This is a genomic window from Corallococcus sp. AB049A (genome assembly GCF_003668885.1).
Classification (GTDB): Bacteria; Myxococcota; Myxococcia; order Myxococcales; family Myxococcaceae; genus Corallococcus; species Corallococcus interemptor.
Map to the genome: position 1 here is coordinate 21133 of NZ_RAWL01000041.1, position 11944 is coordinate 33076.

An 11944-nucleotide genomic window follows, 5' to 3' on the forward strand; every position below is an offset into this window, starting at 1 on the left:
CGAGCACACCCCATGTCCGCTGAATCGAACATCGACGCGCAGGCCATCGCCATCGTCGGCATGGCCGGACGTTTCCCCGGCGCTCCCGACCTGGACTCCTTCTGGAAGAACCTGCGCGACGGCGTGGAGTCCATCCAGCCCGTACCCGACGCGGAGCTGGAGAAGCTGGGCGTGGACCCCGTCCTGCGCAAGGACCCGCGCCACGTGAAGGCCAGCGCCGCGCTGGCCGGCATGGAGCTGTTCGACGCGGGCTTCTTCGGCTTCACGCCCCGCGAGGCGGAGCTGATGGATCCGCAGCACCGCGTCTTCCTGGAGTGCGCGTGGGAGGCGCTGGAGAAGGCGGGCCACACGCCCGAGGGCTTCGACGGCTCCATCGGCGTGTTCGCGGGCGCGGCCACGAACACGTACCTGGTGTTCCACCTGGTCCCCAACTTCGACCAGCTGAGCGGCATGGACCAGGTGCAGGTGGACGTGAACAACGGCGGCGACTTCCTGGCCACCCGCGTCGCGTACAAGCTCAACCTGCGCGGCCCCAGCTACTCCATCACCAGCGCGTGCTCCACGTCGCTCGTGGCCACGCACGCGGCCTGCCAGAGCCTCTTGAATGAAGAGTGCGACCTGGCCCTGGCCGGCGGCGTGTCCGTGCACGTGAAGCACCCGGAGGGCTACCCCTTCGTGCCCGGCGGCATCGTGTCCCCGGACGGCCACTGCCGCGCGTTCGACGCGAAGGCGGAGGGCACGGTGTTCGGCAGCGGCGTGGGCGTGGTGGTGCTCAAGCGGCTGGCGGACGCCATTGAAGACGGCGACCACATCCACGCCATCATCAAGGGCAGCGCCATCAACAACGACGGCGCGCTGAAGGTGGGCTTCACCGCCCCCAGCGTGGAGGGCCAGGCCACCGTCATCACCGAGGCCCTGGGCGCCGCGGGCGTGGCCCCGGAGACCATCGGCTACCTGGAGGCGCACGGCACCGGCACGAAGATGGGCGACCCCATCGAGGTGCGCGCGCTCAACAAGGCGTTCAAGTTCCGCTCGGCGGCGGCGAAGGCGAACCCTCCGAAGATTCCGGTGGGCTCGCTCAAGAGCAACATCGGCCACCTGGCCAACGCGGCCGGCGTGTCCAGCCTCATCAAGGCGGTGATGACGCTGGAGAACCGCCAGATTCCGCCCAGCCTCCACGTCACGGAGGTCAACCCGGAGATTCCGTTCTCGGGCGGTCCGTTCTTCGTCAACTCGAAGCTCACGGACTGGCAGGCGAACCCCAAGCACCCGCGCCGCGCGGGCGTGAGTTCCTTCGGCGTGGGCGGCACCAACGCGCACGTCGTGCTGGAGGAGGCCCCGGCCCTTCCGCCCTCCGGCGCGTCCCGGCCCGCGCAGCTGCTGGTGCTGTCCGCGAAGAGCGACGCGGCGCTGGACGCGGCGACGAAGAACCTGGCCGCGCACCTGAAGGCGCACCCCGCGCAGGCGCTGGCGGACGTGGCCTTCACGCTCCAGGCGGGCCGTCAGGCCATGGCGAAGCGGCGCGTGCTGGTGTGCCGCGACCGCGACGACGCGCTCGCGGCGCTGGACGTGGAGGGCAGCCCGCGCCAGTGGACGCACACGCCGGACGTGCACGAGCGGCCGGTGGCGTTCCTGTTCCCCGGCCAGGGCTCGCAGTACGTGGGCATGGCGCGCGACCTGTACGCGTCCGAGCCGACCTTCAAGCGGCACCTGGACGCGTGCGCGGACAAGCTGACGTCGCACCTGGGCCTGGACCTGCGCACGGTGCTGTTCCCGGAGGCCTCCAAGGCGGAGGCCGCGACGCAGGCGCTGACGCGCACGGAGCTGACGCAGCCCGCGCTCTTCGCCGTGGAGTACGCGCTGGCGAAGCTGTGGATGGCCTGGGGCGTGAAGCCCTCCGCGATGCTGGGGCACAGCATCGGTGAGTACGTGGCCGCGTGCCTCGCGGGCGTGTTCACCCTGGACGACGCGCTGGCGCTGGTGGCCGCGCGCGGCAAGCTGATGCAGGGGCTGCCGTCGGGTTCCATGCTGTCCGCGAAGCTGGAGGAGTCCGCGCTCAAGCCGCTGCTCCCCGCGAACGTCAGCGTGGCGGCGGTGAACGCGCCGGGCTTCACCGTCGTGGCGGGCCCCACCGACGCGGTGGACGCGCTCCAGGCGAAGCTGGAGGCGCAGGGCGTGGAGGTGTCGCGGCTGCACACGTCGCACGCGTTCCACTCCGCGATGATGGACCCCATCCTCGCGGCCTTCACCGCGCGCGTGCGCCAGGTGAAGCTCAGCGCGCCTGGCCTGCCCTTCCTGTCCAACGTGACGGGCACCTGGATTGAGGCCGCGCAGGCGACGGATCCGGACTACTGGGCCACGCACCTGCGCCAGGCCGTGCGCTTCTCCGCGGGCCTCCAGGAGCTGTCCCGCAAGTGGCCGCAGGCGGCGCTCCTGGAAGTGGGCCCCGGCACGGTGCTCACCACGCTGGCGAAGCAGCAGCCGGGCGCGGAAGCGCGCGTGCTCATCGCCTCCACGCGGCATCCTCGCGAGCAGGCTCCGGACCTCCAGGTGCTGCTGGGCGCGCTGGGCCGGCTGTGGCTCAACGGCGTGACGGTGGACTGGAAGGGCTTCGCGTCCAACGAGCAGCGCCGCCGCGTGCCGCTGCCCACCTACCCCTTCCAGCGCGAGCGCTACTGGATTGACGCGAAGCCGCTGGGCGGCGGTGCCCGCGCGGACGCGCCCGCGTCGCTGACGAAGCGCCCGGACGTGGCGGACTGGTTCTACGCGCCGTCGTGGAAGCTGTCCCCGCTGCCCAAGGCGAAGGACACGGCGGGCGCGGGCTGGCTGGTGCTCGCGGATGACACCGGCGTGGCGGAGGCCCTGGCGCCGAAGCTGGGCGGGGACATCTTCCGCGTCGTCCCCGGCGCGCGCTTCGAGCAGCGCCCGGATGGCTCATTCACGGTGGATCCGGCGCGCCGCGAGGACTACTGCGCGGTGCTGGAGGCGCTGAAGAAGCAGGGCCGCGCGTTCTCCAACGTCGTGCACCTGTGGAGCCTGTCGAAGGAGCCCGCGTCACTGGACGTCGGCTTCCACAGCCAGCTGTTCCTCGCCCGTGCCCTGAGCGAGACGGGCCACCTGGAGCCGCTCACCTGGTCCGTGGTGACCAGCCGCTCCGCCCGCGTGGAGCAGGCGGATGCGCAGCTGCCGGAGCAGGCCCTGCTGGTGGGCCCCTCGCGCGTGCTGCCGCAGGAGTACCCGAACCTCTCCTGCCGCTTCGTGGACGTGGTGCCCGGCGACGCGGGCGCGGTGGCGGACCGGCTGGCCGCGGAGCTTCGCGCGGAGCCGCGTGACGCGGTGGTGGCCCTGCGTGGCCGCCAGCGCTGGGTGCAGACCTTCGAGCCCGTGCGCCTGGAGGCGGCCGGCGCCGAGGTCCTGCGCGACGGCGGTGCCTACCTCATCACCGACGGCCTCACCGGCATCGGCCACGCGCTGGCGTCCGAGCTGGCCACGGTGCACCACGCGAAGCTGACGCTGGTGGAGACGGCGGACTTCCCCAGCCGCGGCCAGTGGACGGCGTGGGTGGAGAAGCACGGCGTCGAGGACGCGGTGTCCCGCCGCATCCAGCGCGCGCTGGCCCTGGAGCGCACGGGCGTGGAGATGCTGGTGCTGCCCGCGGCCCTCACCGACGTGGAGTCCATGCGCGGCGTGGTGGACGCGGCGGTGGCGCGCTTCGGCCGCATCGACGGCGTCATCCACGCGGCGGGCGGCATGCAGGGCGCCACGCTGGGCACCATCGCGGAGACGGGCCCGGACGAGTGCGCCTGGCACTTCCGCCCGCAGGTGCACGGCGTGCGCGTGCTGGAAGAGGTGCTGCCGAAGGAGGGCCCCGCGTTCTGCCTCCTCGTGTCGTCGCTGTCGTCCGTGCTGGGCGGCCTGGGCCAGGTGGCGCAGGCCTCCGCCAGCGCCTTCATGGACGCCTTCGCGGAAAGCCGCACGGAGGGCTTCGCCTACCCGTGGCTGAGCGTGGACTGGGACGCGTGGCAGTTCGCGGACGCGCAGGCCATGGCGGAGCTGTCCCCCACGCTGGCCCAGTTCGCCATCCAGCCCGCCGAAGGCCTGGAGGCGCTGCGCCGCGCGCTGTCGCACGGCGAGGGCGGCCGGCTGGCCGTCTCCACCGGTGACCTGGCCGCGCGCCGCCGTCAGGGGCCTCGGGCCACGAAGGCGGAGAAGGGCAAGAAGGACGCAGCGAAGGGCAACAAGCACGCCCGTCCCTCCATCCTCACGCCCTACGCCGCGCCTCGCACGGAGCTGGAGAAGACGGTCGCGGGCATCTGGGAGCAGGTGCTGGGCATCGACGGCATCGGCATCAACGACAACTTCTTCGAGCTGGGCGGCCACTCGCTGCTGGCCACGCAGCTGCGCAACCACATCCACGCGGTGCTGAAGGTGGACCTGTCACTGCGCGGCCTCTTCGAGACGCCCACCGTCGCGGGCGTCGCCGGGCGCGTGGAGCAGGAGCTGGGCAAGCGCGCGGCCTCCACGGAGAAGCCCATCGCGGAGCGCCTGCGCACCGCGTTCCCCACCGAGCGCCCCGCGCTGCTCACCGAGTACCTGCGCCACCACATCTCCGAGGGCCTGCGCATCCCGCAGGACAAGCTGCCCGCGGACGGCAGCCTCAAGGGGTACGACCTGCACGCGCTGGGCGCGGAGCTGGAGTACGACCTGCGGCAGGACTTCAAGTTCCAGCTCTACCCGCACGAGGTGCAGGCGCACCCGTCCATCCCGGAGCTGTCGAAGTACCTGCTGGTGGAGATGGACCGCCTGCAGGACCCGCAGCGCTTCGCGGAGAACAAGCCGCTGTCCGCGTACCCGCTGAAGCCCTACCGCGCCGAGGTGTCCGGCGTGCAGCGCACCAACACGGCGAAGAAGAACCCGCCCATGGTGTTCGTGCACTCCAGCCCTCGCGCCGGCTCCACGCTGTTCCGCGTGATGCTCGCGGGACACCCGCGGCTGTTCTGCCCGCCGGAAGTGAACCTGCTCTTCTTCGAGAGCATGCGCGAGTGGCGCCAGAACATCGGCTTCGGCTCTGAGATGGAGTGGACCACGGGCGGCCTGCAGTGGGCGCTCATGGAGCTGGAGAAGCTGGACTCGCCCGCCGGCGCCGCGCTGGTGGACCGGCTGGTCGCGGATGACGTGTCCGCGCAGGACGTCTACCGCCGCCTCCAGGAGAAGTCCGCGCCCCGGCTGCTCGTGGACAAGACGCCCACGTACGCCATGGACGTGGAGACGCTGGAGCGCGCGGAGCGGATGTTCGAGGGCAACAAGTACATCTACCTCTACCGCCACCCGCTCCCGGTGATGGAGTCCATCCTCCGGATGCGCTTCGACCGCCTCTTCGCCGCCGGCCTCTTCGGCGACGCGGACGTGGACCCCTACGTGGTGGCGGAGACGGTGTGGGCCCTGTCCAACCGGAACCTGCTCAACTTCTTCGACGGCATCGGCCGTGAGCGCTGCCACTGGGTGCGCTACGAGGACCTGGTCGTGGACCCCACGAAGGTGATGACCGGCGTGGCCCACTTCCTGGGGCTCGAGTTCGACGAGCGCATGGTCCAGCCGTACGACGGCAAGAAGGACCGCATGATGGGCGGCCTGGGCGACCCGAACATCCTCCAGCACCAGGGCATCGAGAAGAAGATGGGCGAGTCCTGGAAGCGCATCAAGTGGCCCCGCCCCTTCGATGCCTCCACCCACGCGGTGATTGAGCGCCTGGGCTACTCCGTGGAGGGCGCCACGCCCACGCAGCCCCTGGTGCCCGCGCAGCCGGTGGCCACGCCCGCCGCGAAGCAGAAGGTCACGGCGGCCGAGGCGGAGAAGCTGCTGGAGAACATGGACCAGCTGTCGGACGAACAGGTGGCGGAGCTGCTCGCGATTCTGGAAGACGCGGGCGGCGGTGACGGTGGTGACAGCAGCAGCAGCGAGGACGCGGCCTGACCATGACGCCCGAAGAGAAGCGAGCACGCCTGGCGCAGCTGCTGAAGGACAAGTCGCGACCTGCCTCGAAGCAGGCGCCCCTGTCCTTCGCGCAGGAGCGGATGTGGTTCCTGGACAAGTGGAGCCCCGGCAGCGCGGCGTTCCACATGCCCACCGCGGTGCGCCTGACGGGCACCGTGGACACGGACGCGCTCCAGCGCGCCCTGGCCCTGCTGGTGGAGCGGCACGACACGCTGCGCACCACCTTCCAGGAGCGCGAGGGCGGCGCCGCGCAGATCATCGCCGCCACGGGCGAGGTGCCGCTGGAGGTGATGGACCTCCAGGGGCTGCCGGTGACGGAGCGTGAGGCGGAGGCCCAGCGGCGCGTGGTGACGCTGGCGCAGCAGCCCTTCAGCCTGGAGCAGGGGCCGCTGTTGCGCGCCGTGCTGATGCTCCTGGGCAACGGCGAGCAGGTGCTGCTGATGGATCAGCACCACATCGTCTCCGACGGCTGGTCCATGGGCGTGCTCGTGCACGAGCTGGCCGTGCTGTATCGCGCCTGTCTGGAGGGGCAGCCCTCGCCGCTCAAGCCCCTGCCCCTGCAGTATTCCGACTGGGCGGCGTGGCAGAAGGAATGGCTCCAGGGCGCGGAATTGGAGCGCCAGCTCACCTACTGGAAGAACCGCCTCAACCCGAACGCGCTGCTGGAGCTGCCGCAGGACAAGCCGCGTCCGGCGCTGATGAGCTCCAAGGGTGAGCGGCAGGTGATGCACCTGTCCCCCGCCCTCACCCAGGCGCTCAAGGCGCTGGGTCAGCGCGAGGGCCGCACGCTCTTCGTCACGCTGCTGTCCGCCTTCAACGTCCTGCTGTCCCGCTACACCGGGCAGGACGACATCGTGGTGGGCACGCCCATCGCGGGCCGTCCTCGCGCGGAGGTTGAAGGGCTCATCGGCCTGTTCGTGAACATGCTGGCCTTGCGCTCGGACCTGTCCGGCAAGCCCACGTTCAACGAGCTGCTGCGCCGGGTGCACGAGTCCACGCTGGACGCGTACGCGCACCAGGACATCCCGTTCGAGCGGCTGGTGGACGCGCTCAAGCCGGAGCGGCACCTCAGCCACTCGCCCATCTTCCAGGTGATGTTCGTCCTGCAGAACGCGCCCATGCCGGCCCTGGAGGCCCCGGGCGTGGTGATGGAGGCGAAGCCGGTGGACACCGGCACGACGAAGTACGACCTGTCGCTCTTGCTGGTGGACCTGCCGCAGGGCCTGCGCGTCACCGCCGAGTACAGCACCGACCTCTTCGAGCGCTCCACGGCGGAGCGGCTGCTGGGCCACTACCTGACGCTGCTCGAAGGCATTGTCGCGCAGCCGGACGTGCCCATCTCCCGCCTGCCGCTGTTGCCCGATGCCGAGCGCCAGCGCGTGATGCACGGCTGGAACGACACGGCCGTCGCGCACCCGAAGGGCGCGACGCTGACCTCGCTCCTCGAGGCGCAGGTGGCGAGCACGCCGGACGCCGTCGCCCTGGAGTTCGAGGGCAGCCGCCTCACCTACCGCGAGCTGGATGCCCGCGCGAACCAGCTGGCGCACGCGCTGCGCAAGCACGGCGTGGGCCCGGAAGTGCGCGTGGGCCTGTGCGTGGAGCGCTCGCTGGAGATGGTGGTGGGCATCCTGGGCACGCTGAAGGCGGGCGGCGCGTACGTTCCGCTGGACCCGGGCTACCCTCAGGAGCGCCTGGGCTGGATGCTGGAGGACGCGCGTCCCCCGGTGCTCCTGGTGCAGGACCGGCTGCTGGCGCGGCTGCCCGCGTCGGACGCGAAGGTGGTGAAGCTGGACACGGGCTGGGAGGAGATTGCCCGCGAGCCCACCACCGCGCCCGCGCCCACCGCCACGGCGGACTCGCTGGCGTACATCATCTTCACGTCCGGCAGCACGGGCCGCCCCAAGGGCGCGATGAATGCCCATGGCCCGGTGGTGAACCGCCTGTTGTGGATGCAGTCCGCGTACGGGCTCACGCCCCAGGACGTGGTGCTCCAGAAGACGCCGTTCAGCTTCGACGTGTCCGTCTGGGAGTTCTTCTGGCCGCTGATGACGGGCGCGAAGCTGGTGGTCGCGAAGCCCGGCGGGCACCAGGACCCGGCCTACCTCAAGGCGCTGATTTCCTCCGCGTCCGTGACGACGCTGCACTTCGTGCCCTCCATGCTCCAGGCCTTCCTGGACGAGCCGGGCGTGGCGGAGTGCACGTCGCTGAAGCGCGTGGTGTGCAGCGGTGAAGCGCTGCCGCTGGAGCTGAAGGAGCTGTGCCTGCGCACGCTGCCCGGCGCGGGGCTGCACAACCTCTACGGCCCCACCGAGGCCGCGGTGGACGTGACGTTCCACGCGTGCAAGGCGAACGACGGCCGCCGCTCCGTGCCCATTGGCCGGCCGGTGGACAACACGCAGATCCGCATCCTGGACGCGGAGCTGCAACCGGTGCCCCAGGGCGCGGCGGGCGAGCTGTACATCGGCGGCGTGCAGGTGGGGCGCGGCTACCTGGCGCGGCCCTCTCTCACCGCCGAGCGCTTCATCCCGGATCCGTACGCGACGGTGCCGGGCGCGCGCATGTACCGCACGGGCGACGTGGCGCGGTGGCTGCCGGACGGCGAAATCGAGTACCTGGGCCGCGCGGACTTCCAGGTGAAGATCCGCGGCCTGCGCATCGAGCTGGGCGAGATTGAGTCCTCGCTGGAGAAGCACCCCACGGTGCGCCAGGCGGTGGTGCTCGCGCGCGAGGACCGGCCGGGCCAGAAGCGGCTGGTGGCCTACGTCACCGGCAAGGACGCGAAGCCGGAGGGCGCGGCGCTGCGCACGTACCTGCTGGAGCGCCTGCCCGAGTACATGGTCCCGTCCAACATCGTGGTGCTGGAGCGCATGCCGCTCAGCCCCAACGGCAAGGCGGACCGCAAGGCGTTGCCCGCGCCGGAGGCCGGTGGCGTGGATCCGTCCCGGCCCTTCGTGGCGCCGGGGACGGCCATCGAGCAGCAGATCGCCCAGGCGTGGAAGGACCTGCTCCACGTGGAGCGGGTGGGCCTGGACGACCCCTTCTTCGAACTGGGTGGCAACTCGCTGCTCGCGCTCCAGTTGCACCGCCGGTTGACGGCGGAGCTCGGCGTGACGCTGGCGCTCACGGACCTCTTCCAGTACCCCACCGTGCGGGCACTGGCGGCGCGGCTGTCGCGCCGGGAGGAGACGCCCTCGGAGGACGCGGCGCAGGCGGGCCGCTCCCGTGCCGAGGCGCGACGCACGGTCAACCGCCGCGCGGTGGCCTCGCGCGGGCGGGTGGATACGGATGGAGACGCGGATGAGTGACGCAGTGGGTGGTGGCGAGGAGCGCATCGCGATTGTCGGCCTGTCGGGCCGCTTCCCGGGTGCGCAGACGCTGGAGGGCTTCTGGGAGATGCTCCGCCGTGGTGGCGACGCGCGCCGCGTGCCCACGGACGCGGAGCTGGACGACGCGGGCGTTCCCCAGGCCCTGCGCGCCCACCCGCAGTGGGTGCGCTCCAGCTACGTGCTGGAGGGCGCGACGGAGTTCGACGCGGGCCTCTTCGGTTACAGCCCGCGCGAGGCGGAGCTGATGGACCCCCAGCAGCGCATCTTCATGGAGTGCGCGTGGGAGTCGCTGGACAACGCCGGCTATGACCCGGGCCGCTTCAAGGGCGCGGTGGCCGTCTACGCGAGCGTGAGCCTGAGCTCGTACCTGCTGCGCGCGCTGATGCGGCAGCCGGACCTGATGGACGCGGCCGGTTCGTTCGGCGTGATGCTGGCCAACGACAAGGACTACGTGGCCACGCGCGTGTCCCACCGGCTGGGCCTGCGCGGCCCCGCGGCGACGGTGCAGACGGCGTGCTCCAGCTCGCTGGTGGCGCTCCACCTGGCGTGCCAGAGCCTGCTGTCCGGTGAGAGCGACATGGCGCTCGCGGGCGGCTCGTCCGTGTCCTTCCCGCAGACGGCGGGCTACCTCTACCAGGAGGGGATGATCTTCTCGCCGGACGGCTACTGCCGCGCGTTCGACGCGAAGGCCAACGGCACCGTGCGCGGCGCGGGCGCGGCGGTGGTGGTGCTCAAGCGTCTGTCCGACGCGCTGAAGGACGGCGACACCATCCACGGCGTGCTGCTGGGCACGGCGGTGAACAACGACGGCGCGGGCAAGGTGGGCTTCACCGCGCCCAGCGTGGAGGGCCAGGCCGCGGTCATCGCCGAAGCGCTGGCCATCGCCGGCGTCACGCCGGACGACATCCAGTACGTGGAGGCCCACGCGACGGGCACCCCGCTGGGCGACCCGATTGAAGTGGCCGCGCTCAACCAGGCCTTCGGGGGCAAGGAGACGGGCCAGAAGCGCGTGGCGCTGGGCTCGCTCAAGGCGGCCATCGGCCACCTGGACGCGGCGGCCGGCATCGCGGGCGTGGTGAAGACGGTGCTCGCCATGGAGCACGGCGAGATTCCCGCGAGCCCCCACTTCGAGAAGCCCAACCCGGTCATCGACTTCGACGCGGGCCCCTTCTTCGTGCCCTCGCAGCCCCGGCCGTGGACGTCCGCGAACGGGCCGCGCCGCGCGGGCGTGAGCGCCTTTGGCATTGGCGGCACCAACACGCACGTCATCCTGGAGGAGGCCCCGAAGGCGGCCGCCCCCGCGCCGTCCAAGCGCCCGTGGCACGTGCTGCCCCTGTCCGCCCGCACGCCCGCGGCGCTCGATGCGGCGACGGAGCGGCTGGCCGCGCACCTGGATGCGAACCCGAACGCGTCCCTGGCGGACGTGGCCTACACGCTCCAGGTGGGCCGCCATGTCCACGAGCACCGCCGCGCGGTGGTGGTGAAGGACGTCGCGGACGCGAAGGCGGCGCTGCGGGACGCTCGGCGGCTGCTGGGCGGCTCCGGCACCAACACGCGCCGGCCGGTGGTGTTCCTCTTCTCCGGCCAGGGCTCGCAGTACGTGGACATGGGCCGCGGCCTCTATGAGCAGGAGCCCGTCTTCCGCGCGGAGGTGGACGCGTGCGCGGAGAAGCTGAAGGCGCACCTGGGCCTGGACCTGCTCACGGTGCTGTACCCGGCCGCGGACGCGCGTGAGAAGGCCACCGAGCAGTTGAAGCAGACGTCGCTCACGCAGCCCGCGCTGTTCGTCATCGAGTACGCGCTGGCGAAGCTGTGGGCGTCGTGGGGCGTGACGCCGCAGGCGATGGTCGGCCACAGCATCGGTGAGTACGTGGCCGCGTGCCTGTCGGGCGTGTTCAGCCTGGACGACGCGCTGGCGCTGGTGGCCACGCGTGGCCGGCTGATGCAGTCGCTGCCTTCCGGCTCCATGCTGTCCGTGCGGCTGACGCCGGAGGCGCTGGCGCCGCTGATGGACGCGCGCATCTCCGTGGCCGCCGTGAACGCGCCGGGCTTCACCGTCGTGGCGGGCCCTGCCGACGCGGTGGACGCGCTCCTGGCGAAGCTGGAGGCGCAGAAGGTGGAGGTGTCGCGGCTGCACACGTCGCACGCGTTCCACTCGCAGATGATGGACCCCATCGTGGAGGAGTTCCGCCAGGCGGTGGCGAAGGTCGCGCGCAAGGAGCCCAAGGACCTCTACCTGTCCAACGTCACCGGCACCTGGGTGACGCGCGAGGACGCGGTGAGCCCGGCGTACTGGGCGCGCCACCTGCGTGACGCCGTGCGCTTCCAGGACTCGGCGACGCTGCTGCTCAACGACCCCGAGCACGTCTTCCTGGAGGTCGGTCCCGGCAACGCGCTGGCCACGCTGGTGCGCCGCAACGCGCAGGAGGGCACGTTCCCGGCCATCCTCACGACGCTGCCCGCGCCGCGCGATGCGCAGCAGGACGCACTCACGCACGCCATGGACGCGTTCGCGAAGCTGTGGCTCGCGGGCGCGAAGACGACCGCTGGACGCGTCTACAAGGGCGAGTCCCGCCGCCGCATCCCCCTGCCCGCCTACCCCTTCCAGCGCGAGCGCTACGACC

At 71.7% G+C, this 11944-nt stretch carries 3 protein-coding genes; all 3 read left to right on the top strand.

Going from position 1 to position 11944, the window contains the following annotated elements; all coding sequences use genetic code 11:
* Window positions 1–12: 12 nt before the first annotated feature.
* Window positions 13–5973 (top strand): type I polyketide synthase, encoded by a 5961-nt coding sequence (locus D7X55_RS07030; RefSeq protein ID WP_121722605.1) that lies wholly within the window; start codon window positions 13–15, stop codon window positions 5971–5973.
* A 2-nt stretch (window positions 5974–5975) separates the two neighbouring features.
* Complete coding sequence (locus D7X55_RS07035) at window positions 5976–9299, top strand: non-ribosomal peptide synthetase (RefSeq protein WP_121722606.1); 3324 nt, start codon at window positions 5976–5978, stop codon at window positions 9297–9299.
* Window positions 9292–11944 (top strand): type I polyketide synthase (locus D7X55_RS07040; protein WP_158626330.1); only part of this gene is annotated, 2653 nt, incomplete at its 3' end. The genes D7X55_RS07035 and D7X55_RS07040, both read left to right, overlap by 8 nt.